The 25,201-nt window shown below is 60.1% G+C and carries 24 protein-coding genes; 9 read left to right on the top strand and 15 right to left on the bottom strand.

Features of this window, described 5'->3' with window-relative positions; translation table 11 throughout:
* The first annotated feature begins 98 nt into the window (after positions 1 to 98).
* Positions 99 to 1,592, top strand: coding sequence for a membrane-bound lytic murein transglycosylase MltF (gene mltF / locus ACYP2A_RS23775; protein ID WP_459748389.1), 1,494 nt, complete (start codon positions 99 to 101; stop codon positions 1,590 to 1,592).
* A 10-nt stretch (positions 1,593 to 1,602) separates the two neighbouring features.
* Here mltF and tadA read toward each other — a convergent pair whose 3' ends face one another.
* The 3 genes from tadA to ACYP2A_RS23760 form a co-directional block, all read right to left on the bottom strand.
* The gene (gene tadA, locus ACYP2A_RS23770) at positions 1,603 to 2,091 is read right to left on the bottom strand and encodes a tRNA adenosine(34) deaminase TadA (protein ID WP_459748388.1); all 489 of its coding nucleotides are present in this window, start codon (positions 2,089 to 2,091) and stop codon (positions 1,603 to 1,605) included.
* Complete coding sequence (locus ACYP2A_RS23765) at positions 2,091 to 3,464, bottom strand: multicopper oxidase family protein (RefSeq protein ID WP_459748387.1); 1,374 nt, start codon at positions 3,462 to 3,464, stop codon at positions 2,091 to 2,093. The genes tadA and ACYP2A_RS23765 overlap by 1 nt, the downstream gene beginning before the upstream one ends.
* Before the next feature lie 136 nt (positions 3,465 to 3,600).
* Positions 3,601 to 3,951: a hypothetical protein gene (locus tag ACYP2A_RS23760; RefSeq protein ID WP_459748386.1), complete on the bottom strand. Its 351-nt coding sequence runs from the start codon at positions 3,949 to 3,951 to the stop codon at positions 3,601 to 3,603.
* Between the two features lie 186 nt (positions 3,952 to 4,137).
* Between ACYP2A_RS23760 and ACYP2A_RS23755 the strand changes: the two genes are divergently transcribed.
* From ACYP2A_RS23755 to ACYP2A_RS23745, 3 genes are read left to right on the top strand one after another with little or no spacing between them, the layout of a single operon-like run.
* Entirely contained in the window at positions 4,138 to 5,184 is a 1,047-nt protein-coding gene (locus ACYP2A_RS23755) for a Fe(3+) ABC transporter substrate-binding protein (RefSeq protein WP_459748385.1), read from the top strand.
* Positions 5,185 to 5,218: 34 nt separating this feature from the next.
* On the top strand, positions 5,219 to 6,877 hold the full coding sequence (locus ACYP2A_RS23750; protein WP_459748384.1) for an ABC transporter permease: 1,659 nt from the start codon (positions 5,219 to 5,221) through the stop codon (positions 6,875 to 6,877).
* Positions 6,878 to 6,880: 3 nt separating this feature from the next.
* Positions 6,881 to 7,663 (top strand): ABC transporter ATP-binding protein, encoded by a 783-nt coding sequence (locus ACYP2A_RS23745; protein ID WP_459748383.1) that lies wholly within the window; start codon positions 6,881 to 6,883, stop codon positions 7,661 to 7,663.
* 28 nt (positions 7,664 to 7,691) lie between these two features.
* Here ACYP2A_RS23745 and ACYP2A_RS23740 read toward each other — a convergent pair whose 3' ends face one another.
* The gene (locus ACYP2A_RS23740; protein ID WP_459748382.1) at positions 7,692 to 8,249 is read right to left on the bottom strand and encodes a hypothetical protein; all 558 of its coding nucleotides are present in this window, start codon (positions 8,247 to 8,249) and stop codon (positions 7,692 to 7,694) included.
* Between the two features lie 147 nt (positions 8,250 to 8,396).
* Between ACYP2A_RS23740 and ACYP2A_RS23735 the strand changes: the two genes are divergently transcribed.
* Positions 8,397 to 8,708 carry a hypothetical protein gene (locus tag ACYP2A_RS23735; protein ID WP_459748381.1) on the top strand — a complete coding sequence of 104 codons (312 nt, stop codon included), beginning with the start codon at positions 8,397 to 8,399 and terminating at the stop codon, positions 8,706 to 8,708.
* A 75-nt stretch (positions 8,709 to 8,783) separates the two neighbouring features.
* On the opposite strand, the gene ACYP2A_RS23730 is transcribed toward ACYP2A_RS23735, so the two are convergent.
* The 6 genes from ACYP2A_RS23730 to ACYP2A_RS23705 all read right to left on the bottom strand — a co-directional run bounded on the left by ACYP2A_RS23730 (position 8,784) and on the right by ACYP2A_RS23705 (position 14,982).
* A complete protein-coding gene (locus tag ACYP2A_RS23730) occupies positions 8,784 to 9,239 on the bottom strand; it encodes a hypothetical protein (protein WP_459748380.1) in 456 nt (151 codons plus the stop codon).
* Positions 9,240 to 9,416: 177 nt separating this feature from the next.
* Positions 9,417 to 9,989: an NADAR family protein gene (locus ACYP2A_RS23725; protein ID WP_459748379.1), complete on the bottom strand. Its 573-nt coding sequence runs from the start codon at positions 9,987 to 9,989 to the stop codon at positions 9,417 to 9,419.
* Between the two features lie 316 nt (positions 9,990 to 10,305).
* Complete coding sequence (guaA, locus tag ACYP2A_RS23720; protein WP_459748378.1) at positions 10,306 to 11,883, bottom strand: glutamine-hydrolyzing GMP synthase; 1,578 nt, start codon at positions 11,881 to 11,883, stop codon at positions 10,306 to 10,308.
* Between the two features lie 126 nt (positions 11,884 to 12,009).
* Entirely contained in the window at positions 12,010 to 13,479 is a 1,470-nt protein-coding gene (guaB, locus tag ACYP2A_RS23715; RefSeq protein WP_459748377.1) for an IMP dehydrogenase, read from the bottom strand.
* 108 nt (positions 13,480 to 13,587) lie between these two features.
* Entirely contained in the window at positions 13,588 to 14,136 is a 549-nt protein-coding gene (locus tag ACYP2A_RS23710) for a sugar ABC transporter ATPase (RefSeq protein WP_459748376.1), read from the bottom strand.
* Positions 14,137 to 14,202: 66 nt separating this feature from the next.
* Positions 14,203 to 14,982, bottom strand: a complete 780-nt coding sequence (locus ACYP2A_RS23705; protein WP_459748375.1) for a sulfite exporter TauE/SafE family protein — start codon at positions 14,980 to 14,982, stop codon at positions 14,203 to 14,205.
* Between the two features lie 100 nt (positions 14,983 to 15,082).
* Here ACYP2A_RS23705 and xseA point away from each other — a divergent pair, with 100 nt between their 5' ends.
* The 4 genes from xseA to ACYP2A_RS23685 all read left to right on the top strand — a co-directional run bounded on the left by xseA (position 15,083) and on the right by ACYP2A_RS23685 (position 20,528).
* Positions 15,083 to 16,462, top strand: coding sequence for an exodeoxyribonuclease VII large subunit (gene xseA / locus ACYP2A_RS23700; protein WP_459748374.1), 1,380 nt, complete (start codon positions 15,083 to 15,085; stop codon positions 16,460 to 16,462).
* 7 nt (positions 16,463 to 16,469) lie between these two features.
* Positions 16,470 to 17,294, top strand: coding sequence for a peptidoglycan DD-metalloendopeptidase family protein (locus ACYP2A_RS23695; RefSeq protein WP_459748373.1), 825 nt, complete (start codon positions 16,470 to 16,472; stop codon positions 17,292 to 17,294).
* A gap of 316 nt (positions 17,295 to 17,610) precedes the next feature.
* A complete protein-coding gene (gene leuA, locus ACYP2A_RS23690) occupies positions 17,611 to 19,287 on the top strand; it encodes a 2-isopropylmalate synthase (protein WP_459748372.1) in 1,677 nt (558 codons plus the stop codon).
* A gap of 371 nt (positions 19,288 to 19,658) precedes the next feature.
* A complete protein-coding gene (locus ACYP2A_RS23685) occupies positions 19,659 to 20,528 on the top strand; it encodes an isocitrate lyase/PEP mutase family protein (protein ID WP_459748371.1) in 870 nt (289 codons plus the stop codon).
* 68 nt (positions 20,529 to 20,596) lie between these two features.
* On the opposite strand, the gene ACYP2A_RS23680 is transcribed toward ACYP2A_RS23685, so the two are convergent.
* The 5 genes from ACYP2A_RS23680 to der all read right to left on the bottom strand — a co-directional run bounded on the left by ACYP2A_RS23680 (position 20,597) and on the right by der (position 25,152).
* A complete protein-coding gene (locus tag ACYP2A_RS23680; protein WP_459748370.1) occupies positions 20,597 to 21,034 on the bottom strand; it encodes a hypothetical protein in 438 nt (145 codons plus the stop codon).
* Between the two features lie 106 nt (positions 21,035 to 21,140).
* Complete coding sequence (locus tag ACYP2A_RS23675) at positions 21,141 to 21,554, bottom strand: hypothetical protein (RefSeq protein WP_459748369.1); 414 nt, start codon at positions 21,552 to 21,554, stop codon at positions 21,141 to 21,143.
* 60 nt (positions 21,555 to 21,614) lie between these two features.
* Entirely contained in the window at positions 21,615 to 22,406 is a 792-nt protein-coding gene (locus ACYP2A_RS23670; RefSeq protein ID WP_459748368.1) for an amidohydrolase, read from the bottom strand.
* A complete protein-coding gene (locus ACYP2A_RS23665; RefSeq protein ID WP_459748367.1) occupies positions 22,394 to 23,542 on the bottom strand; it encodes a pyridoxal phosphate-dependent aminotransferase in 1,149 nt (382 codons plus the stop codon). The genes ACYP2A_RS23670 and ACYP2A_RS23665 overlap by 13 nt, the downstream gene beginning before the upstream one ends.
* 137 nt (positions 23,543 to 23,679) lie before the next feature.
* On the bottom strand, positions 23,680 to 25,152 hold the full coding sequence (gene der / locus ACYP2A_RS23660) for a ribosome biogenesis GTPase Der (protein ID WP_459748366.1): 1,473 nt from the start codon (positions 25,150 to 25,152) through the stop codon (positions 23,680 to 23,682).
* Positions 25,153 to 25,201: the final 49 nt, after the last annotated feature.

The following is a 25,201-nucleotide window of genomic DNA, read 5'->3' as shown; positions in this document are numbered from 1 at the left end:
TTTATTGGCTGTTTAACAAAAAACAGGCGGTTTTCTTATCAGACACAAGCTTTGCTGTCGATATATGGCGCTCAAGGTCCTTTGCGTATACTGCACCGATGTTCTCCCAACCAGATTTCCGTATTCGTTGCGTCAGATGGCTCATCGCAACCGGACTCTTCCTGCTGCTCGGCGCCTGTGTGGATAAACCCAACACACTGGAGCGAGTCAAGGAGGACGGCGTGCTGCGCGTGATCACCCGCAACAGCCCGGCCACCTACTTCCAGGATCGCAACGGCGAAACCGGCTTCGAATACGAGCTGGTCAAGCGTTTTGCCGACGACCTGGGCGTCGAACTGAAGATCGAAACCGCCGACAACCTCGACGAACTCTTTGATCGCCTGCAACAGCCTGGCGGTCCGGTTCTGGGTGCCGCCGGGCTGATCGAAACGCAAAAACGCAGCCAGCAGGCGCGCTTCTCGCACCCTTATCTGGAAGTGACACCGCAAGTCGTTTACCGCAACGGCCAGTCGCGTCCGACCGAACCCGGCGATCTGGTCGGCAAACGCATCGTGGTGCTCAAGGGCAGCAGCCATGCCGAGCAACTGGCCACGCTCAAGACCCAGTACCCGGCCCTGGAATATGAAGAGTCCGACGCCGTCGAGGTGGTCGACCTGTTGCGTATGGTCGACGAGGGGCAGATCGACCTGACCCTGGTGGACTCCAATGAACTGGCGATGAACCAGGTGTATTTCTCCAACGTGCGGGTCGCCTTCGACCTGGGCGAGACCCGCCAGCAGCGCTGGGTCGTGGCCTCGGGCGAAGACAACAGCCTGCTCAACGAGATCAATGCCTTCCTCGCCAAGGTCGAGAAAAACGAAACCCTGCAACGCCTCAAGGACCGTTACTACGGCCATGTCGACGTGTTGGGCTATGTCGGCGCCTACACCTTTGCCCAGCACTTGCAGGAACGCCTGCCCAAGTACGAAAAATTCTTCCAGACCTCATCGAAAAAGGAGCAAGTCGACTGGCGCCTGCTGGCGGCCATCGGCTATCAGGAATCGATGTGGCAGCCCACCGTCACCTCCAAGACCGGCGTGCGCGGGCTGATGATGCTGACCCAGAACACCGCACAGGCCATGGGCGTGACCAACCGCCTGGACGCCCGACAAAGCATTCAGGGCGGCGCCAAGTATTTTGCCTACGTCAAAGAACAGCTCGATGCCGACATTCAGGAGCCTGACCGCACCTGGCTGGCCCTGGCGGCCTACAACGTGGGCGGCGGTCATCTGGAAGATGCGCGCAAACTGGCGGTCAACGAAGGGCTGAACCCCAACAAGTGGCTGGACGTGAAGAAGATGCTGCCGCGTCTGTCGCAAAAGAAGTGGTACAGCAAGACCCGCTACGGCTATGCGCGCGGCGGTGAGCCGGTGCATTTTGTCGCCAACATCCGCCGTTATTACGACATCCTGACCTGGGTAACCCAGCCTCAGCTGGAAGGTAGCCAGGTGGCCGAAGGCAAGTTGCACGTGCCGGGCGTCGACAAGACCGTGCCGGCAGGGGCGTCGCAGCCAGCATCAACGCCAGCACCGGCACCCGCCACAACACCGTAGCCAATACGCATCAAGACTTTTGCAACGCCCGCCGCATCCGGAAAAACTCGCTGAGCATGCTGCCGCACTCCTCCCCCAGCACCCCGCCTTCATACAGCACACGGTGATTGAGAAAGCCCTGGGTAAAGAACTGCCCCTGGCTTTGCACCACACCGGCCTTGGGCTCCAGCGCGCCATACACCACCCGGCCAATGCGCGAATGGACGATCAAGCCCGCGCACATGCTGCAAGGCTCCAGCGTCACATACAGCGTACTGCCCGGTAGCCGGTAATTGCTGATCGCCTGCGCTGCATCGCGGATGGCGACCATTTCGGCGTGCGCACTGGGGTCGCTGCCGCTGATCGGGCAGTTGTAACCGCGCCCGACAATCTGTCCGCTCATCACCAGCACAGCGCCCACCGGCACCTCACCCAGCAGCGCACCCTGCGCCGCCAGCGCCAAGGCTTCGCGCATGAAATCCTGATCGCGGCTACGGTCGATGATCATTGGCTGGCGCATCACGACACCTCGATGGCGGCCATCAGGCCGGTTTCCATGTGGTCGATCACATGGCAGTGGAACATCCACACGCCAGGGTTATCCGCCACCAGCGCCACCCAGGCGCGCTCGTTACGGCCGAGCAGGAAGGTGTCGGTAAAGTACGGGATGATCTTGCGCCGATCCGACTTGAGCACCTTGAAGCTCATGCCATGCAAATGAATCGGGTGCTGGTACTGAGCCATGTTCTTCAGCTCGAAGATATAACTGTTACCCAGCTTGAGCCTGGCAATCGGTCGATCGGCGCAGGTCTTGTCGGTGATATCCCAGGCTTGACCGTTGATCTGCCAGAGGCTCGGCAGCTTGCCATTGTCAGTCCCTTCGGACACCGCCCCGACCCACTCGAAGTTGAAATTGATTGTCTCGGCATTCTCCAGATCCGGCTCGGGCAGCGGATTGGCCGGCAAGGCGGGCGGCCAGTCGCCGGGCGCGTCGTTATTGGCCACCGAACGCAAGGTCCCCAAGCGCACCGGACCATTGCGCAACGACAACTCCTCGCCCGCTGGCGGCGCCTTGACTGCCAGGCACAAGCGCATGCCCGGCCCCAGCCAGTAATCCTTGCCCAGCGGCCGTGGCTCGACCGGATTGCCGTCGATGGCATAAATCCGCGCCTCGGCGTCCGGCAGATTGATGCGGTAGGTCACCGTGTTATCCAGATTGAGCAACCGCACACGGGTGATCTGACCGGCCGGCAGCTCGATCACGCTGCGATGTTCACCATTAATCGTAGAAAGGCGCCCGGCCGTGCCTTCGCGTGCCGCCTCGCGGATCACGCTGAATTCGGTAAACGCCCCGACTTCATCGACATGCCAGTTCTTCAGGCTGAGCGTGCGCTCATGGGCAAATCCGGTGGGCTCGCGCTCCTCGACGATCAACGGCCCGACCAGCCCGCGCCCCAGCTCTTCGCTGCTGCTGACATGCGGGTGATACCAGAAGCTGCCGGCGTCCAGCACCCGGAACTTGTAATCGAAATACTCGCCCGGCTTGACCGGCAACTGCGACACATACGGCACGCCGTCCATCTCCAGCGGCACGCGAATGCCATGCCAGTGAATAGTGGTCTCGACCGGCAAATGGTTGATAAAGCGCAACCGCAGCCACTCGCCTTGCCGTACCCGCAGCTCGGTGCCCGGCGCGCTGCCGCCAAAAGCCCAGGCCGGGGTCTTGTGGCCCGCAATCAGCTCGACATCCAGGGGGGCGGCGATCAACTCGAAATCATGCCCCTCCCCCGGCCCGCGCTGACCCAGCCAGTAACGCGCCGCCCCGCCAGCACCCAGGCCGACTACGGCAAGGCCGGCGATACCGGTGAGAATCTGGCGACGGGTAAAGGACATGTCAGCGGACACCTTGAAAACGATGACGAAAGGCACCTGTTGGCAGGTGCGAGGGGGTCAATACGATACACGCGGGGATGGGAATGTGTAAGGGTGGCTTGCAGAGGAGCCGGGCATCGCCCCCAGCAATTTCAAGCTAGTCATAGATGCCGTCATGCTCGCCTTTCTCGATGAAAAGATCCGCAAGGTCACCCTGGATTTCCTTGCCGGCGCAAGAAAGCACGCAGTCCTCGTCCCAATCATCAGGAAAATGGACGCCATCCAGCGTACTTAAAATCGTGGAAGCGGTGTCTGCAATCACCAGCCTCAAGAAATTGATAACGTCCGATCTCTTGGCCTCATCCAGCAATGCCAAGGCGTTTCTGGCCTTGGCATAGGCATCCTGACCGCCCTCGATCGGCTTGTTCAAAGCTGCCTTGTACCGCTCAAAATTGTCATCGAACAATTCGCTGTATAAAGCACAGACAAGCTTTTTATCTAAAGACATAAATACTCCGGCCTGCGACTTGCGCAAATGATTTGACACACATTCTGCAACGGTGGGCCGTACCGATAATGCATATAATTCGCTGTTACTACCTGCCTCAAAGGTTTGCTGACGTTTGCCAACGTCCGTCAGCATCCGCCCGGTGGCTGCCGAGTGTTCCAGACTTCATAAAAAAAGGAAAAGAAGATGTCGTCCAAGAAGTTTCCAGTGCGTCAACTTGCGGCAACCGTACTGGCCGTTACGGCAGCAATGGGCGCTACCGGTAGCGCGTTTGCCAAAGAACTCAACCTGTACACCACCCGTGAGCCCAAGCTGATCCAGCCTTTGCTTGAGACCTACACCAAGAAGACCGGCGTACAGGTCAAGACGATCTTCGTTTCCGAGGGTTTGCTGGAACGCGTCAAGGCCGAAGGCGAACGCTCGCCGGCCGACGTGCTGATGACGGTCGACATTGGCAATCTGATGGATCTGGTTGAGGGCGGCGTCACCCAGCCGGTCAAATCCAAGACCCTTGAGCAGGTGATTCCAGCCAACCTGCGCGGCGCTGACGGTCAGTGGTTCGCGTTGTCGATGCGCGATCGTGTGCTGTATGCCGACAAGAACCTGCCGATTACCTCGTTTACTTACGAAGAACTGGCCGATCCGAAGTGGAAAGGCAAGGTCTGCATCCGTGCCGGTCAGCACCCGTATAACACCGCACTGATTGCGGCAATGATCGCCCACGATGGAGCGGCAGCCACACAGACCTGGCTTGAGGGCGTGAAGAAAAACCTGGCGCGTCCGGCGGCCGGCGGCGACCGTAACGTGGCCCGTGACATCCTCGGCGGCATCTGCGATCTCGGCATCGCCAACGCCTACTACGTCGGGCACATGAAGAACGCCCAGCCGGGCACCGATGATCGCGCCTGGGGGGATGCCATCAAGGTCGTGCGCCCGACCTTCGCTAGCAACACCAATGGCGGCACCCATGTGAACATCAGTGGCGCATCGGTGGCGAAGAACGCTCCGAACCGCGACAACGCCGTCAGCTTCCTCGAGTTCCTGGTCTCCGAGCATGCCCAGGCGCTGTATGCCAAGGCCAACTATGAGTATCCGGTCCGTGAAGGCGTTGAGCTTGATCCGGTGATCGCGGCGCTAGGGCCGTTGAAGGCCGACACGCTGAACGTGGCAGAAGTGGCCAGGTACCGTAAACAGGCCAGTGAACTGGTGGATAAAGTCGGTTTCGACAACTGACGCGATTGCTCACCTTTAGATACCCCCGCGATCGATGAACGTCTACTCTTTGCGTTTTTCCCGCGCCGTGCGTGGCTGGTGGGCTCCGGCAGGTTCATTGCTGGTAGCCCTGATGGTCATTGCGCCGGTCGCCGCGCTGCTCTGGCATGCCTTTGCGGGTGATGTTGCCCACTGGCAGCATTTGCTCAATAACGTGGTGCCCATTGCCCTGCGCGACACGCTGATCCTGCTGGCAGGTGTCGGTGTGGTGGTGACCCTGCTGGGTGTCGGCAGTGCCTGGCTGCTGACCGCTTACGACTTTCCGGGCAAGGCCCTGCTCGGTTGGGCGCTGCTGTTGCCGTTGGCGGTGCCGACCTACATCATGGCTTATGCCTATCTGGATCTGCTGCATCCGATCGGCCCGGTGCAATCGACGTTAAGGGCACTGCTGGGTTACAGCAGCCCGCGTGAATGGCGCTTGCCCGACGTGCGCAACATGACCGGCGCGATTCTGATTCTGGGCTTTGTGCTTTACCCCTACGTCTACCTGACCCTGCACGCGATGTTCCTCACCCAGGCGGCCAACCTGATCGAGGCCGCAAGAACCCTGGGTGCCCGGCGCCAGGAAGTGTTCCGGCGCATTGTCCTGCCGCTGGCCCGACCTGCCTGGGCGGTGGGGCTGAGTCTGGCCCTGCTTGAAACCCTCAATGACATAGGCGCATCGAGCTTTCTGGGTGTGAAGACCCTCACCGTATCGGTGTACACCGCGTGGACGGCACGCTCTGATCTGGCGGCTGCAGCGCAAATCGCCCTGACCATGCTGGTGGTGATCATTGGTTTGATCCTGATGGAGCGTAAAGGCCGCGCACGCCAGCGCTTTGCCAATACCCAGAAGATGCAACCGATGCGCCCCCGCACTCTGCACGGGCCAGCCGCGCTGCTTGCCCTGGCGCTGGGGCTGATTCCGGTATTGATCGGCTTTGTGATCCCGGCGGCCTATCTGTGTGTGCAAGCCTGGAAACGCCTCGATCAATCGGCCGGGGTATCCCGCGCCTTGCTCGACAGCCTCTATAACACGCTGCTGGTCGCCTCGCTGGCCACCATCATGACCGTGTGCGCCGGGCTGATGATCGCCTGGGCCGGCAGAACCCTGCGTGAGAGTGCCTGGCGTCAGCCGGCCAGAGGTTTTGCGCGAGTCGGCAGCCTCGGCTATGCACTGCCTGGCACGGTATTGGCCATCGGCCTGATGACGCCAGCGATGCTGATCGAACATCTGCTCGGTGGCTTGCTGGGCACTCAGACGTTGTTCCTGATGGGGTCTACCGGGTTGCTGATCATCGCTTACTGCATTCGCTTTCTGGCCATTCCGATCGGCGCTGTCGAGGCTGGCCTGACCCGTGTGCCTGCGTCCATCGAGCAGGCTGCACGGACGTTGGGCGAACACCCCGGCGCAACCTTGCGCCGGGTCCACCTGCCGCTGCTGCGCCCGGCACTGGCAGCCAGCGCGCTGCTGGTGTTCGTCGATACGATGAAAGAACTCTCGGCAACACTGTTACTGCGCCCGCTTGATTTCGACACGCTGGCCACCCGGCTGTATGCCGAGGCCTCACGCGGCACCTATGAGGAAGGCGCCATCGCCGCCATCCTGATCGTATTGGCGGGCTTGTTGCCTGTCGTCCTGCTGGCCCGCACCAGACTTTCTTATGGACACTGACCCATGTCTGCCAATCAGCCGCAAGATCGTGCCTGCCGTCCCTATCTCGAACTGGCGGGTGTGCGGGTCGCTTATGACACGCCACGCGGCCTGCTGAATGTCATTCATGCTTTTTCCCTGACACTGGACAGAGGGCAGATCGGCTGCTTGCTCGGATCGTCCGGCTGCGGCAAATCGACTGTACTACGCGCCCTCGCCGGTTTCGAACCGGTGCTTGCAGGATCGCTGAGCCTGGATGGCCGGCTGCTGTCATCGGCCAAGGTGCATATCGCGCCGGAAGATCGGCGCATCGGCATGATGTTTCAGGACTACGCCTTGTTCCCGCACCTGACGGTCGGCGAGAACGTGGGCTTTGGGGTTCGCGGCGTCAGCAAGCAGGGCCGCCAGCTTCGTGTGCAGGAGATGCTCGACGCGGTGCGTTTGCCGGATATCGGCAGCCGCTATCCGCATGAGCTGTCTGGCGGGCAACAGCAACGGGTTGCCCTGGCACGGGCACTGGCGCCCGCGCCGGAGATTCTGCTGCTCGACGAGCCGTTCTCCAACCTGGATGTGAACACCCGCGAACGACTGGCCAGTGAAGTGCGCGAGATCATCAAGGCGACCAACCACACGGCAATCATCGTGACACACAACCAGGATGAAGCGTTTGCCATGGCCGACCGGATTGGCGTCATGCGCGATGGCCGCCTCGAACAATGGTCGTGCCCCGCGACACTGCGTGCAGCGCCCGCTTCGGATTATGTGCAGCAATTTCTCAGTGGTGAGCTGGAACCGCTGCTGGTATAGGTCGGGTTATCCCAATGTACCGGCCAGGTCAGTTTGCGCCGGCATCTTTTTTGGGCGCACCGATGGTTTTGCGTTCACCGGTTGCGGAAACTTCGTACACGCTCATGACCCAAGTGTCGGCGATCACGGTTTCAACCAGGTAATTCTTCCTGGCTTGCGGCGTGAATTGTTGCGCAGCGGGCTGCTCATTGTCGAACGGCGTAGGCATGGGAATACCGTTCAAGGTAAACGTTTTTGCCTTGACCACCCCTTCCACGTAGACCGTTTTGTCAGCCTCGACCAGCTTGCTGATGCTGTCAGTACCACCGGCAATTTTTTTCAGATAAGCCGGTATACGCTTGAAGTAAGCAGAGTCGTAAACCCGATCACCCGCGCGCTGGAATCCACCATTGGCATACCAGTACGTGTAACTGACAGGATGATCACCCTCGCCGCCTATGGTCCGGAAAGTCACGCTGGCTTGATGGTCATTCATGGCCAGTGGAACGACCGGCTCCGAAGTAAGATCACCCGCCTGACGGCTGCTGCAGCCGGTCATGACAAGCGCGAAAGTGATTGCTAATGGAAACGCCAAAGAGGTTTTCATTCGATCCCTGAACAGTCTGAAAGAAGGCCTGAATGGAGCCCTCTGCAAAACAAAAGTTCACTGTACGCTGTCGCGTGCTGCTGTGGAGTTGACCCGCCATGACGGCATATCACACTTCGTACGAGTCAAATCATAAGGAATAACGCCATGTTCACGAGGAGCCTGCTGCTGAGTTTTTGCGCCCTGTTACTGGTTGGCTGCACAGGCAGGGGCTTTCAACCGCCACCGCCGGAATTTACCAATTGGAAAAAAAGCGGGGTCTCGCAAGAGGGCGTCAAAAGCGCCATGAGAGCATGCGGCTATATCAACCTGACAGGAACGGGGGACACGACGCCGATTGACCAGGTGCTCACACAGTTTTACTGCATGAAAGACGCAGGCTTCAAACGCACAGATAACATTGACTTGTGCAAGGAAGGCCGCATCGGCGAATCACCGGTGTGCGAAGGGCGCCGGTAAGCCTTGCCAGGACTCGTGCTGCGAGTGACAACCGTAAATCCGCTCGCGCTGGCGAATAGCTCTCCGAATCCAGAGTTACCGTATCTGGTACAGCACAGCAGCCCCTGGCTTGGGTTCGAAAGCGGGCACAGTGCGCTGCTCAAGTGGCTTACCCTCGGCATCCCAAACCAGGGTCTGCGATGGGTACTCGTCCTTTCGGGTCATGACGTCAATCTGTTTGGCGATTACTCCCGAGCTTGCAGGCACTTCCGGGTTCCATACAAAGACGCCAACCCTACCGTAGAACACAGCCGGCGCGTCGGCATCCAGGCGCCGGTCGGGACACATGACCAGACCGCGGTCAAGCATGACCCGCAACGCGCCGACCGGCACCGCCTTCACCCCGGGCATGGTGCGCTCCGTGCTATGGCCTGGGCAGACATTGGCCGAGCGAGTCACCATCTGCTCGACCACTTGATGATCGGATTGGGCCTGCGCCGAAACGGCAACGGCTGATAAAGCGAGCACGACAAGATTTGACTTCCAGGACACGTGAAAACTCCTATGGAAAAAATACCCCAACGTTGAGGAATACCCCCATGCAAGAACAGTCTGTTGCCAGGGAGCACACTTGAGACCACTACGGCATTTAGTCTGTTCCACTTGCTGATGGATAGCCTTGGCTCTGACTGCGCAGAGCGCCTTTGCTCCTCATAAGAAAGGCGCTCGCTAGGGGCTATCCCTTGGGGTTGGCATATCCGTCTCATCCCGCACCTGCATCAGTGCAAATCCCAGCAGATTCAAGCCTTTCCACAGATTCGGATTGTTCACATCTGCATTGTCCTGTGCGAGCCCTATACCCCAGACGCTATCAACTGGACTGGCTTCGACAATCACGCTCGTACCGGTTTGTAGAAGATATTCGTTCAACTCGGGATTCTGAGAGAACTTGGCCAGGTTCGCTCGAACGACAATGTCGTATCGATGTTGCAGCCAAACCTTCTCATTGAATCCGCGCACGTTGCGACCAAGGGCTTTGGCGGCATCAGGCGTCGGGGCGTGGAGCACCTGCGCACGAATTTCCTGATCGTCGAACAAGGCCGCTTTCTCAGCCATCATGAAGTGTTCGGCTGTCGGGTAATGTTGCCCCTCGACTATGAATCCGGCCTCAAACCATTGGCTGAAGCATGAAGCTGTGACGACAGTTTTACTACGCCGGTGCCCCCAGAAAAACGTAAACCTCAGATCTTCTCCAGAATTGAAACGGGCGCACAGTTCTTCAAGATGTTCCGAGTCGTTCAATGAGATGTCCTCGCTGACTGAAGCTCGAAGTTACAACTGCTGTGCCAACCAAGGCAACCACAAAGCTTGGTCGATCAAACGTCCACAGATTGACGCATATTGAGCAACGCGCACGCTCCGCTGGTCATCCGGCTCAGGTCTCAACCGACAAGTAAAAGCTCAAACGAGCCCTGCGAAATCACACCACGCTGTGGTTTCGCACTGATCAGCGTATTTGATCCATTGACTTGCCAGACCTAAAAAACCAAAAGCCCGCAATTACGCGGGCTCCAGGGCATTTCTTGCTAGATCGTGCCGGTCAGTGCCGGACGCGGGATCATTCCCACTCAATCGTCGCCGGCGGCTTGCTCGATACGTCGTAGGTCACGCGGGAAATACCCTCGATCTCGTTGATGATCCGGCCACTCACCGTTTCCAGCAGTTCGTAAGGCAAATGCGCCCAACGCGCGGTCATGAAGTCGATGGTTTCCACCGCCCGCAGTGCAACAACCCACGCATAGCGACGGCCATCACCGACCACGCCCACCGATTTCACCGGCTGGAACACCACGAAGGCCTGGCTGACCTTGTGGTACCAGTCGGCCTTGCGCAGTTCTTCGATGAAGATGTGGTCGGCGCGACGCAGCAGGTCGGCGTATTCCTTCTTCACTTCACCGAGGATGCGCACGCCCAGGCCTGGGCCGGGGAATGGGTGGCGGTAGACCATGTCGTACGGCAGGCCGAGTTCCAGGCCCAGACGGCGGACTTCGTCCTTGAACAGTTCGCGCAGTGGCTCGACCAGCTTGAGGTTCATTTCCTCTGGCAGGCCGCCGACGTTGTGGTGCGACTTGATCACGTGGGCCTTGCCGCTCTTGGCGCCAGCCGACTCGATCACGTCGGGGTAGATGGTGCCTTGGGCCAGGTACTTGATGTTGTCCAGCTGGGCCGACTGGGCGTCGAAGACGTCGATGAAGGTGCGGCCGATGATCTTGCGCTTCTTCTCCGGGTCGCTTTCGCCGGCCAGGTTGGTCAGGAACTGGTCTTCAGCGTTGGCGCGGATGACCTTGACGCCCATGTTCTCGGCGAACATGGCCATGACTTGCTCGCCTTCGTGCAAGCGCAGCAGGCCGTTGTCGACGAAGACGCAGGTCAGCTGGTCACCGATGGCCTTGTGCAGCAGGGCCGCAACCACCGAGGAGTCGACGCCGCCGGACAGGCCCAGCAGGACGTTGTCGGTGCCGACCTGGGCGCGAACCTGGGCGATGGCGTCTTCAGCGATCTTCGACGGGGTCCACAGCGCTTCGCAGCCGCAGATGTCGAGGATGAAGCGCGACAGGATGCGACCGCCCTGCTTGGTGTGGGTCACTTCCGGGTGGAACTGCACGCCGTAGTAAGCGCGTTCGTCGTTGAACATGCCGGCAATCGGGCAGCTCGGGGTACTGGCCAGAATGTGGAAGTCTTCCGGCATCTTGGTGACCTTGTCACCGTGGCTCATCCACACGTCGAGGCCGAACAGGCCGTCGGCGTCAATGTGGTCTTCGATGCCGTCGAGCAGGCGGCTTTTGCCGACCACGTCAACACGGGCGTAACCGAACTCACGCAGTTCGGAACCCTCGACCTTGCCGCCCAGTTGCTCGGCCATGGTCTGCATGCCGTAGCAGATGCCGAAGACCGGCACACCCAGGTCGAACACCGCTTGCGGGCAGCGCGGGCTGTCGGCTTCGTGCACGGACTCGGGACCGCCGGCGAGGATCACGCCTTTTGGAGCGAACTCGCGAATGGCTTCATCGTCCATGTCGAACGGATGCAGTTCGCAGTACACGCCGATTTCGCGCACGCGGCGGGCAATCAGCTGGGTGTACTGGGAACCGAAGTCGAGGATCAGGATACGGTGAGCGTGAATATCAAGAGACATGGGGAAGGCTCTGGAGAGCAGTTGCAAGCTTGAAGCTGCAAGCTGCAAGTTGTCGGAGTCAGCGGTAGCTGCGTCAAAGCAGCTACCGCTTATAGCTTGAAGCTGATCGCTTGAAGCTTGTCGGCCTTAGCCGACCCGGTAGTTCGGCGCTTCTTTGGTGATCTGCACGTCGTGGACGTGGGATTCGGCCATGCCGGCACCGGTGATGCGGACAAATTCCGGCTTGGTACGCATCTCTTCGATGTTGGCGCTGCCGGTGTAGCCCATCGAGGAACGCAGGCCGCCCATCAGTTGATGGATGATCGCCGACAGCGAGCCTTTATAGGCGACGCGGCCTTCGATGCCTTCCGGTACCAGCTTTTCAGCGCCGGCGGACGAGTCCTGGAAGTAGCGGTCCGAAGAGCCCTGTGCCTGGGACATGGCGCCCAGCGAGCCCATGCCACGGTAAGCCTTGTACGAGCGGCCCTGGAACAGTTCGATTTCGCCCGGTGCCTCTTCGGTACCGGCGAACATCGAACCCATCATCACCGCCGAAGCGCCCGCCACGATGGCCTTGGACAGGTCGCCGGAGAAGCGGATGCCGCCGTCGGCGATCAATGGAACGCCAGTGCCTTCAAGGGCGGCAGCGACGTTGGCGATGGCGCTGATCTGCGGCACGCCGACACCGGCAACGATACGGGTGGTGCAGATCGAGCCTGGGCCGATACCGACCTTGACCGCGTCGGCGCCAGCTTCAACCAGAGCCTTGGCCGCAGCGCCGGTCGCGATGTTGCCACCGATGACCTGCACTTGCGGGTAGGTTTCCTTGACCCAGCGAACGCGGTCGATCACGCCTTTGGAGTGACCGTGGGCGGTGTCGACCACCACCACGTCAACGCCGGCAGCCACCAGCGCGGCAACGCGCTCGCCAGTGTCCTTGCCAGTACCGACCGCAGCGCCGACGCGCAGACGACCCTGGTCGTCCTTGCTGGCCAGCGGATAGGCCTTGGCTTTTTCGATGTCCTTGACGGTCATCATGCCCTTGAGCGCGAACTTGGCGTCGACGATCAGGACCTTTTCCAGACGGTGCTTGTGCAGCAGGTCGCGCACTTCGTTCTTGTCAGCGCCTTCACGGACGGTGACCAGACGCTCTTTGGGGGTCATGACTTCGCGGACCGGAATGTCCAGACGGGTCTCGAAACGCACGTCACGCGAGGTGACGATGCCGACCAGATCGCCGTCGTGCAGCACCGGTACACCGGAAATGTTGTGCTGGCGGGTCAGGTCGAACAGATCGCGCACAGTAGCGTCGGCTTCGATGGTGATCGGGTCTTTGACAACACCGGCTTCGAACTTCTTGACCTTGCGCACTTCAGCAGCTTGCTGGTCGATGGTCATGTTCTTGTGGATGATGCCGATACCGCCTTCCTGAGCCATGGCGATGGCCAGACGGGCTTCGGTGACGGTGTCCATCGCGGCCGAGACCAGCGGGATATTCAGCTCGATGCCGCGGGTCAAACGGGATTTCAGACTGACTTCGTTGGGCAGTACTTCGGAATAACCGGGTACAAGGAGAATGTCGTCAAATGTTAAGGCTTCTTGACTGATACGCAGCATCGCGGGGGCTCCCGAGCGGGAAAATTGGAAGCGCGCCATTATACCTATACACAGCGGGCTGCTCAATGCAAAAACTCGGCCTGTTCGACGCGTTTTCTATAGCTGGGGTTATAAGCGCACTTTTACCCACGACACCGGTCGGTCAAGCCGTGCGGCAAATTCGTCGATAAAGCTCTGTTTGAAGCCCGCCGCCAGCCAATCGTTAAAGATAAAGCCCAGATTGGAAAAGCCGCACGGGTCGAGAAACAGAAAGCCGTTTATATCGTCTTCATGCCTGCACAGCGGGCAAATGAAGTTATCGGTGTGCCTGGGCATCCAGTCTTCAAGGCTGTCGAACAGCGCCTCGCCGATTTCCTTGCGGCACTCCGGGCAACCGGCTTCTTCGGCAAACCCCTCAAGCGGGGTATAAATGCAGCGCTTGGTGACAATCTCCAGACCGTTCAGCGCCTGGCCGAACGGTAGAAGCTCAGGGTGCTCCACGACCTTGCGTGCGCCCGGTGCGATGGCGTAGGCCATGCGGTTGCCGCTGCGTCCGCAGGTGCTCAGTTCAGGCTCGACCACATCCAGCGTGACCAGCCAGCGCAGGATCTTGCGCGCCATGGCTTCACGCGCCGGAAAGCTGGAGATTTGCGGGACGATGATGCTTTGGCTACTCATGGGGCGATTGTCATACATGGGAATCAGAGGGCGGCAGCTTAATCGCCCTCTGCCGCAGGTCAAGCGTCATCCGCTGAAGTAACGGACGATCAGCGCAATACCACTGACCAGCACCAACCAGGTGATGAACCTGACGAACGCTTCACGCGAGAGCTTCATGGTCACCCGGCGGCCAATCCACGAGCCGATCAGCATCGCCGGCAATAGACACGCCGCCAGCACCAGCAGCGGGATTTCGGCGTACACGCCGGCAATCACGAACAAACTCAGGCGCACGATGGTGCTGCAACTGATCAACGCGCCCTGTGTGGCCCGCGCCTGCTCCTTTGAGCTCAAGCGACCATTGAGGTAAATGGCATATAGAAAGCCGCCACTGCCAAACAACGCCCCGAACAGGCCACCCACCGTGCCCGCTGGCACCGCCCAACCTGCCGCCAACTGGCTGGGCCGCACTTTCACCGCCAGGCTATACAGCGCATAGGCGGTGACGAACAGGCCCATCAGCAACAGCAGCACATCGGATTTCAGGTTAAGCAGAAACACCACGCCCAGCGTGCAGCCCACCGCCATAAAGGGCAGCAAACGCAGTAGTTCAGCCTTGACCACCGAGTGCCGCGCCGGCAGCAGGTTGCCCAGGGCTGCGATGAAGTCGAGCATGACCAGCAAGGGAATGATCCGCGACAGCGGCATAAAGTGAATCAGGATGGGACCTGCCACCAGCGCCGTGCCGAAGCCGGCGATGCCAAAGACGATATAGGCGCCCACCACAGCCAGCTCGATCCACAGCCAGTCCAGCGGCGAAAAGCCCAATTGCGCAAACCATTGCAGCGCTTGTTCGATAATCACGACATCGTCCCTGAATGCTTTTTTTGTGCGCGTATATAAAGGCATGCGCGGCAAAAGCACCAGTGGTGGCCGGGCGGTAAATCGCTTTATGATGCCCGCCATGATCAAAGACCCTTTTGCAAGACTCGGCCTGGACCGGGAAGTCCTCACTGTCAGCCAGCTCAACGGCCGTGCCCGGGTGTTGCTGGAGGATGTATTCAGCAGCGTCTGGGTCGAAGGCGAGATTTCCAACCTCTCGCGCCCGGCCTCGGGCCATGTGTACTTCACCCTCAAGGATTCCGGCGCTCAAGTGCGCTGCGCGCTGTTTCGCCAGAACGCCGCCCGGGTGCGCCAGGCACTCAAGGACGGTTTGCAGGTCAAGGCGCGCGGCAAGGTGTCGCTGTATGAGGGGCGTGGCGACTATCAGTTGATCCTCGACACGCTGGAGCCTGCCGGTGATGGTGCGTTGCGCCAGGCCTTCGAAGCGCTGAAAGCCAAGCTCAGCGAAGAAGGCCTGTTCAGCACCGAGCGCAAGGTCGCCCTGCCCTCGCACCCACGCCGCATCGGGATTGTCAGTTCGCCGACGGGCGCGGTAATCCGCGACATCATCAGCGTATTTCGCCGCCGTGCGCCGCAGGTCGAGCTGACGCTGATTCCGACCGCCGTGCAGGGCCGCGAAGCCATCAATCAGATCGTCCGTGCGTTGCAACTGGCCGACCGCCGGGGCTTCGATGCCTTGATCCTCGCCCGTGGTGGCGGTTCGCTGGAAGATTTGTGGTGCTTTAACGAAGAAGCCGTGGCGCGGGCCATCGATGCCTGTGTCACGCCGATCGTCAGCGCCGTGGGTCATGAAACCGATGTGTCGATCAGCGACTTCGTCGCCGATGTTCGCGCCCCGACGCCCTCGGCTGCCGCCGAGCTACTGGCCCCGGACTCCAGCGACCTGCATCGTCAGGTCGAGAACCTGCAACGCCGCCTGGTCAGCCGCCTGCGTGAAAAGCTGATGCGCGAACAGCTCAGGCTCGAGGGTCTGACGCGGCGCCTGCGCCACCCCGGCGAACGCTTGCGCCAGCAGGCACAGCGCCTCGATGACCTGGACATGCGCCTGCGCCGGGCCTTCGAGCACAGCATGCGCAAGCGCGAGACGCAGATGACCCATTTGCAAAGCCGGCTGGCCGCGCAGCATCCGGGCCGCACACTGGCGTTCCTGCGCCAGCGCCTGGACAGCCTGGCCGAGCGACTGCCCCGCGCAATCCGCGAGCAGATCAAGGCCCGCCGCCTGCATCTGCAACATCAAGTGCAGACCCTGCACGTGGTCAGTCCACTGGCCACACTGGGTCGAGGCTACAGCATTCTGCTAGACGAACGTGGCCAGGCAGTACGCCGCGCTGAACAAACCCATACTGGCCAGCGTCTGACGGCTCGCCTCAGCGAAGGCGAATTGCAGGTGCGCGTCGAAGACAATCACCTGACGCCTGTGACCCTTTCTCTTCTGGATTGATCTGCCAATGCTACGTGTTATCGCACCGCTGCTTGCCCTGCTGTTAAGCCTGCCCGCCTTTGCTGACAGCTTTATCACCCGCACCCTCAACAAGCCGGTGCCTGGCGGCGTCGCCGTCATCGATCTGGGCAACGCAGCCCAGGCGCCCAAAGCCACTTACCAGGGCAAGCCGGTGCTGGTAGTCAATGAGCAAGGCACGCGCTGGCTGGCCATTGTCGGCATTCCTCTGACGGTCAAGCCGGGCAGCCAACAAGTGCTCAGCGGCGGTCGCACGCTTGCGTTCACCGTGGGCAGCAAGAAATACAAAGAACAGCGCATCACCCTGAAAAACCAAAGCCAGGTCACGCCGGACGCCGAGCAGACCAAGCGTTACGAGCGCGAACTGGCCGAACAGCTCAAGGCGTATCGCAGCTTCAGCCCCGGCACGCCGAGCAACCTGATTCTCGACAAACCGGTCAACGGCCCGCTGTCGAGCCGCTTCGGCGTGCGGCGCTTCTTCAACGGTGAAGAGCGCAACCCGCACTCGGGCCTGGACTTCGCCGTGCCGGCCGGCACGCCAATCAAGTCTCCGGCGGCGGGCAAGGTGATTCTGACCGGTGATTACTTCTTCAATGGCCAGACCGTGTTCGTCGACCACGGCCAAGGCTTCATCAGCATGTTCTGCCACCTGTCGAAGATCGATGTGAAGGTCGGTGATGCCGTGGCGCGCGGCGGCGTGGTCGGCAAAGTCGGCGCCACTGGCCGCGCGACCGGTCCGCACATGCACTGGAACGTCAGCCTGAACGATGCGCGGGTAGACCCGGCGATCTTCATTGGCGCATTCGAGCCTTGATGCTCGGTTGCGCACCTGAAAAGCACCCGGCAATAAAATCTCGATTCCCGGGCTTTAAGCGCTGAAAAATATCTATTGGCAAGCATTACGGAAGATTTCTATCAATTTTTCGCAAGCGCTTGCCAATATTTACCCCAATGAGTACGGTTGGCGACATGAAAACCTCTCACACCCTCATTCTGTTGCGCCAGCACGCCTGTCTCGACCTGGTCAGCGCCCGACTGCCAGGCTAGATCGCGTCGCCTCGCCCCCTCTACTGCTTGCAAATGGTTGGCCGCCTCTATCACGGCCCATTCAGAACAAAAGGATTAGCCCGATGACCATGCTCAAAGACCCTTCGAAGAAGTACCGTGCATTCCCGACCATTGACCTGCCGGATCGCACCTGGCCTTCGAAGTCCATCACTGCAGCGCCGATCTGGTGCAGCTCTGACTTGCGCGACGGCAACCAGTCGCTGATCGAGCCGATGGACGCGGTCAAGAAGCTGCGTTTCTGGAAGACGCTGGTCAGCATTGGCGTCAAGGAAATCGAAGCTTCGTTTCCGTCCGCCTCGCAGACCGACTTCGACTTCGTACGCACCCTGATCGAAGACAATCACATCCCGGAAGACACCACCATCCAGGTGCTGACCCAGGCCCGTGAAGACCTGATCGCGCGCACCTTCGAATCGCTGCGCGGCGCCAAAAAGGCCATCGTTCACCTGTACAACGCCACCAGCCCGTCGTTCCGCCGCATTGTCTTCAATCAGGACAAGCAAGGCGTCAAGGACATCGCGGTGAATGCGGCCAAGCTGTTCGTCAAGTACGCCGCCCAGCAGCCTGAAACCCAGTGGACGTTCCAGTACTCGCCGGAAACCTTCAGCGCCACTGAGCTTGAGTTCGCCAAGGAAGTCTGTGACGCGGTGATCGAGGTCTGGAATCCGACCCCTGAGCACAAGGTCATCCTCAACCTGCCGGCCACCGTTGAAGTGTCGACGCCGAACATCTATGCCGACCAGATCGAGTGGTTCGGTCGTCACATCAACCGTCGTGACAGCGTGATCATCAGCCTGCACACCCACAACGACCGTGGCACCGGTGTGGCCGCTACAGAGCTGGGCCTGATGGCCGGTGCCGACCGGGTCGAAGGCTGCCTGTTCGGCAACGGCGAGCGCACCGGTAACGTCGATCTGGTGACCCTGGGCCTGAACCTCTACACCCAGGGCGTCCACCCTGAGCTGGACTTCTCGGACATCGACGGCATCCGCAAGGTGGTCGAAGAATGCAACCAGATCCCGGTGCACCCACGTCATCCGTACGTGGGCGACCTGGTCCACACCGCGTTCTCCGGCTCGCACCAGGATGCCATCCGCAAGGGCTTCACCCAGCAAAAGGCTGACGCTCTGTGGGAAGTGCCGTACCTGCCGATCGACCCTGCCGACATCGGCCGCAGCTACGAGGCGGTGATCCGCGTCAACAGCCAGTCGGGCAAAGGTGGCATCACCTATTTGCTCGAACAGGAATACGGTATTTCGCTGCCACGCCGTATGCAGATCGAGTTCAGCCAGGTGGTTCAGGGCGAAACCGATCGCCTGGGCCTGGAGATGACCGCACAGCAGATCTATGCGCTGTTCAAGCGTGAATACCTGCAAGCCAACAAGCCTTACGCGTTGATCAGCCATCGCCTGCAAGAAGAGAACAACATCAGCAACGTCGACGCCGAAGTCAACGTCAACGACGAAACCCAGCGCTGGAAAGGCAAAGGCAATGGCGCACTGGAAGCGCTGGTGTCCAGTCTGCCGGTGGCGGTCGAGATCATGGACTACAACGAGCACGCCATCGGTGCCGGTACCACAGCGAAAGCAGCCGCGTACATCGAGCTGCGCGTCAACGGCGAGCGTGCGGTGCATGGCGTGGGCATCGATGAAAACATCACCACGGCCAGCTTCCGCGCCCTGTTCAGCGCCCTGAACCGCTCGCTGAGCCTGGTGCCAGGCAAGGCTGAAGCCGCCTGATTCCGGCCCTTCCCTTCGCCCTTTTGCACCCTAGTGGTGCATGGGGCGAAGACCCCGGGGCAATAACGCCCCATCAAAGTGCATCTTGCATTTCCCGCATACCCCCGGCAGATTCGGCATAAGGCACGGCAAAATCGCTGTGATAGCATTGCGACCTTAAACGATTCAGGCACCTGTGTTTACGAGCCACATGACCTTTTTGCGTCATCGTATCCCGCTTGTAACCGGCCTCTGCTGTACTTCATTCCCGACACTTCGATGACTAGCGCAACGATTTTCTGCCGAAAATCCTGCACGGAGCGACCTGCCGTATATTGAAAAACCCTCAGCCGCGGCCGTGCCGGGCTGACCCTGCCCTCTACGGAGCGACTATGCCCAAGGCTTCCCATCAAGACCTGCGCCGTAACTTTCGCGCGCTGACCTCTTCCAGTTCCTGCTACCGCACCGCGTCGGTGTTTGACCCCATGTCCGCCCGCATCGCGGCCGACCTGGGTTTTGAGGTCGGCATCCTTGGCGGCTCCGTTGCATCCCTGCAAGTGCTGGCCGCGCCAGACTTTGCTCTGATTACCCTGAGTGAATTCGCCGAACAAGCCACGCGCATTGGCCGCGTCGCCGAACTGCCGTTCATTGCCGATGCCGACCACGGTTATGGCAACGCGCTGAACGTCATGCGCACCGTGGTAGAACTTGAGCGTGCAGGCGTTTCTGCACTGACCATCGAAGACACCCTGCTACCAGCCCAGTTTGGCCGCAAGTCCACCGACCTGATTCCGGTCGACGAAGGCGTGGGCAAGATGCGCGCCGCGCTGGAAGCACGCAGTGACCGTGAACTGTCGATCTTCGCCCGTACCAACGCGACCATTCTGCCGGTCAACGAAACCATCGACCGTATGCAGCAATACCAGGCCACCGGCGTGGACGGCATCACCGTGGTCGGCGTGCGCGATTTCGAACACCTGGCGCAGATTTCCGAAGGCGTGACCGTGCCATTGATGCTGGTCACCTACGGCAACCCTGAACTGCTCGATAACAAGCGCCTGGCAGAAATGGGCGTACGGGTCTGCGTGGACGGCCATGGCGCCTATTTCGCCGCGATCAAGGCCACTTACGACAGCCTGCGCGCGCAGCGGCAGATTACCTGCAGCACCTCGGAAATGAGCGCCACCGAACTGACCCACACCTACACCCAGCCTGAAGACTATGTGCAGTGGGCGCGCAAGTTCATGAATGTGAACGAGTAACCACCACACGACAAAAAGCCCCCGGTTCTGTACAGAGCCGGGGGCTTTTTTTATACGCAGTGTCTCGATCAGGCCGTAGTGTTCACACTGCCCTGGGTCTGCAATTGCAGCAAGGAAGCTTGCAAGGTCTGCACCTGAGCGCTGGTGGTCGAAATCTGTGCCTGAATGGCAGCGACCTGTGCTGCCTTTTCTTCTTCGGTGCCTTTGCCGTTCTGTGCAGCGGCCAGTTGCTGTTGTTGTTGCTGGAGCTGTTTCTGGGCTTCCTCGATTTGCTCTTCAAGCTCCTCGATCGCCTGCTCGGTGGACGACAACGTACCGGAGGATCCGCCGGCAGCTCCAGCCGCAGAACCCGCCTTGGCGCCGTCCGGCGACACTTCGGTGCTGTTGGTTTCGGAGCTACTGGCTTCAGTGCCAGTTGTCTCGCTGGTCGACTCGGTCTGGCTCTTGGTGGTCAACGAGAACGAGGTGCTGTAGGTGCTCAATGCACTGGTGTTGATCGTGGTCATGGTGAATCTCCTGTTAGCCCGGACTCTGTATCGGCCCGGCCACAGGTGAAAACAGCATGACTTTGTAGTCACCACGTATCAGCGCAGAGACAATCGCTGCCCCGAATCAGGCCGTGGTGTCGATGCTGCCACCGATGAGCTGCAACAGACTGCCCTGCAAAGTCTGCAGGTTGGCACTGGTGGCGGCGATCTGGACCTGAATCGCCATGACCTGCTGGGCCTTGGTCTGCTCATCGGCCTTGCTGCTCTGCACCGCTGCCAATTGCGCTCTTTGTTGTTCGAGCTGTTTTTCAGTCTGTTCGATCTGCTTCTTGATCTGCTCGATCATTTCTTCGGTCGGCGTCGTCGCCGTACTCTTGCTCTTGCTGGCGCCGCCAGTCTTGGCACCGCTCAGATCGGCGCTGACCCTGGTGGTTTCGGAGGTCTTGGTTTCATCGGCCTGGACAGCTTCCGGCTTCCTGGCCGTCAGGCTCAAGGCGCTGCTGTAACTGCTCAGCGAACTGGTATTGATGGTCGTCATGACGAACTCCTTTCAGGTGTGCCGACTGTATCGGCCGGCACACAGAAAACTACATACCTGTTACTGAATGTTAAAGCTGTCGGCATCCAGCGACGCCGGAAAGCGTTCACGATAGGCGGCCAGCTCGCTGGCATCCAGCGTGACCCGGAATACGCCGTCGGCTTCACCGGCGTCAAACAGGCTTTCCCCCTGGAAATCCAGCACCTGGCTGTCGCCGGTGTAGGCCAGGCCCTTGCCGTCGGTGCCGATGCGGTTGACCGCCGCGACATAGCACAGGTTCTCGATGGCCCGCGCCGGCAGCAGGCGGTTCCAGTGCGCACGTCGGGCGCCGGGCCAGTTGGCGGTGTAGAGCAGTAGATCAGTGTCCTGCGCGTCGCGACTCCACACCGGAAAGCGCAGGTCGTAACAAATCAACGGGCGAATGCGCCAACCCTTCAGCTCGAACGTCACCTGCCGCTCGCCAGGGCTGAAATGCTCGTGTTCGCCCGCCATGCGAAACAGATGACGCTTGTCATAATGCAGCAGCCCGCCGTCAGGCCGCGCCCACAACAACCGGTTGCGGTGGCTGCCATCGGCGGCGCGCACGATCACGCTGCCGGTGATGACCGCATCTATGCGCCTGGCCTGAGCCAGCAGCCATTGTGTAGCCAGGCCGCCCTCCTCCTCGGCCTGGCTGGCGGAGTCCATGGTGAAGCCGGTGGTGAACATTTCCGGCAGGATTACCAGATCGGCGTGTTGGGCCTGATCGAGCAACGCTTCGAAATGCTCCAGGTTGGCCTGCGGGTCATGCCAGGCCAGCGTGGTTTGCACCAGAGCAATGTTCAGCGGCGGCAAGGCACTCAGATCGCGCATAGTTTTTCCGCTGCCTGACGCAGCGTCTCCTCTCGTTTGGCAAAGCACAGGCGGATCAGGCGCTGGCCTTCGGGCGGGTTCTGGTAGAACACCGACACCGGAATACTCGCCACGCCATGCTCGCGGGTCATCCACAAGGCCATGTCGACATCGTTGAGGTCGGGACGAATCTGCGAGTAGTCCACCAACTGGAAATACGTACCGCCCACAGGCTGGAAGCTGAAACGCGAAGCGGCCAGTTGATCGCAGAAGAAGTCGCGCTTGGCCTGATAGAACGCCGGCAGTTCTTCGACATGTTGCGGATGCTCGGCCATGAAATCGGCTAGCGCGAATTGCAGGGGCGTGACACCGCAGAAGCTGACGTATTGATGCACCTTGCGCAATTCGGCGGTCAAGGCCGGTGGCGCAACCACGTAGCCGGTTTTCCAGCCGGTGACGTGGTAGGTCTTGCCAAACGAACTGACCACAAAGGCCCGTGCATAGAGTTCTTCGTGGGCCAGAACGCTGACGTGTTGGCGGCCATCGAACACCAGATGTTCGTAGACCTCGTCGCTGATCAGGTAGATATCGCGCTCGGCGATCAATGCTGCCAGGCGGTCCAGCTCGGCACGGCTCAGCAAGGCACCGCACGGGTTGTGTGGTGAATTGAGAATGATCAGGCGGGTACGCGGACTCAGGGCATCACTGAGTTTCTGCCAGTCGATAGAGAAATCATGCGCATCGAGCTGCACATGCACGCAGCGGCCACCGGCCAGTTCTACCGAAGGCTCATAACTGTCGTAGCAAGGGTCGAAAACGATGACTTCGTCACCGGGACGAATCAGCGCCTGCACGGCACAAAAGATGCCTTGGGTCGCGCCGGGCGTGATAGTGATTTCGCTGTCGGGATTGACCTGAACGCCATAGCTGCGGGCGATCTTGGCGGCCACTTGCTGACGCAAGGCCGGCAGGCCGGTCATGGGGGAGTACTGATTGCGGCCTTCGCTGACATGCCGCCCAACCGCATCGCGCAACGCCTGCGGACCATCGAAATCGGGAAAGCCCTGAGACAGGTTGATCGCCCCGGTTTCAGCGGCGAGTTGCGACATGACGGTGAAAATAGTAGTGCCCACGTTGGGCAGTTTGCTGTCGATCATTGGACGCCTGCTGTAGGGAAAGCCTTGGGGCTAACCCTACAACTTTAGCGGTAAGTTGCAAGCTACAAGCTGCAAGCAAGAACAGTTCGCGGACTGCCTTCACTTGCAGCTTGAAGCTTGCCAGCTTGCCGCTGCTTTCAGCGTTTGTCGCGGCGCTTTTTGTCGGCTTTTTTGTTGTGCGACATCAGGCGGCGTTTCTTGTTGACCTGGCGGTCGGTCAGGGTGTTCTTGTTGCCTTCATACGGGTTTTCGCCGCCCTTGAATTCGATACGGATCGGCGTACCGACCAGCTTCAACACCCGGCGATAGGTGTTTTCAAGGTAGCGCACATACGACTTGGGCACCGCATCGACCTGGTTACCGTGGATCACGATAATCGGTGGGTTGGCGCCACCCAGGTGGGCATAACGCAGCTTGATGCGGCGGTTATTGACCATGGGCGGTGCGTGGTCGCTGACGGCATCTTCAAGGATCTGCGTCAGGCGGCTGGTCGGCCAGCGGGTTACAGCCGAAGCGAAAGCGTTCTGTACCGACTTGTACAGGTTACCCACACCGGTGCCGTGCAGCGCCGAGATGAAGTGGATGTCGGCAAAGTCGACGAAGAACAAGCGGCGTTGCAGCTCGATCTTGACGAAGTCGCGTTCGCCTGGCGTCATGCCGTCCCATTTGTTCAGGGCAATCACCAGCGCACGCCCCGACTCCAGGGCAAAGCCCAGCAGGTTCAGGTCGTGATCGACCACGCCTTCGCGCGAGTCCATCACGAAGATCACCACGTTGGCGTCCTTGATGGCCTGCAGGGTTTTGACCACCGAGAACTTTTCGACTTCCTCGTGGATCTTGCCGCGCTTGCGCACGCCTGCCGTGTCGATCAGGGTGTACTTTTCTTCGTTACGCTCGAACGGGATGTAAATACTGTCGCGCGTCGTTCCAGGCTGGTCATAAACGATGACCCGGTCTTCACCGAGCATGCGGTTGACCAGGGTCGACTTGCCGACGTTCGGGCGGCCGATAATGGCGATCTTGATGCCATCTTTCTCGCTCGGACCGGGAATACGCTTGGCTTCCTCGCCTTCGGCGACTTCTTCGACGCCCTCAGGATCGATGACTTCCTGCTCGTCCCATTCCAGGTCCTTGAGCACGAAATCGAGCATCTGGGTGATGCCACGGCCGTGAGCACCGGCTACCGGAATGGCGTCGCCCAGGCCCATCGGGCTGAACTCGGCGCGGGCCAGGTTTTCGTCGATGTTATCGATCTTGTTGGCAATCACGTAGCTGCGCTTGTTGCGCTTGCGCAAGTGCTCGCCAATCATCTGGTCGGCGGCGGTATAGCCAGCCTTGGCATCTACCAGAAACAGTACGACATCGGCTTCTTCGATGGCCATCAGCGACTGCTCGGCCATCTTTTCATCCATACCATGCTCGTCACCGGAGATACCGCCGGTGTCGATCAGGATGTAAGAGTGCCCCTGCCATTTCGCCTCTCCGTATTGGCGATCACGGGTCAGACCGGACAGGTCGCCAACGATGGCGTCCCGAGACCTGGTCAGGCGGTTGAACATGGTGGACTTGCCGACGTTCGGTCGGCCCACCAGGGCGATTACGGGAACCATGCGGCTCTCCACTGCGTTATTTCAGAAAATACAAAAGCCGCTGCGGGGC

The organism is Pseudomonas sp. 3A(2025), assembly GCF_054589175.1.
The sequence above is the reverse complement of the archived record's forward strand: the minus strand, read 5'-3'. Positions and strand labels throughout refer to the sequence as shown.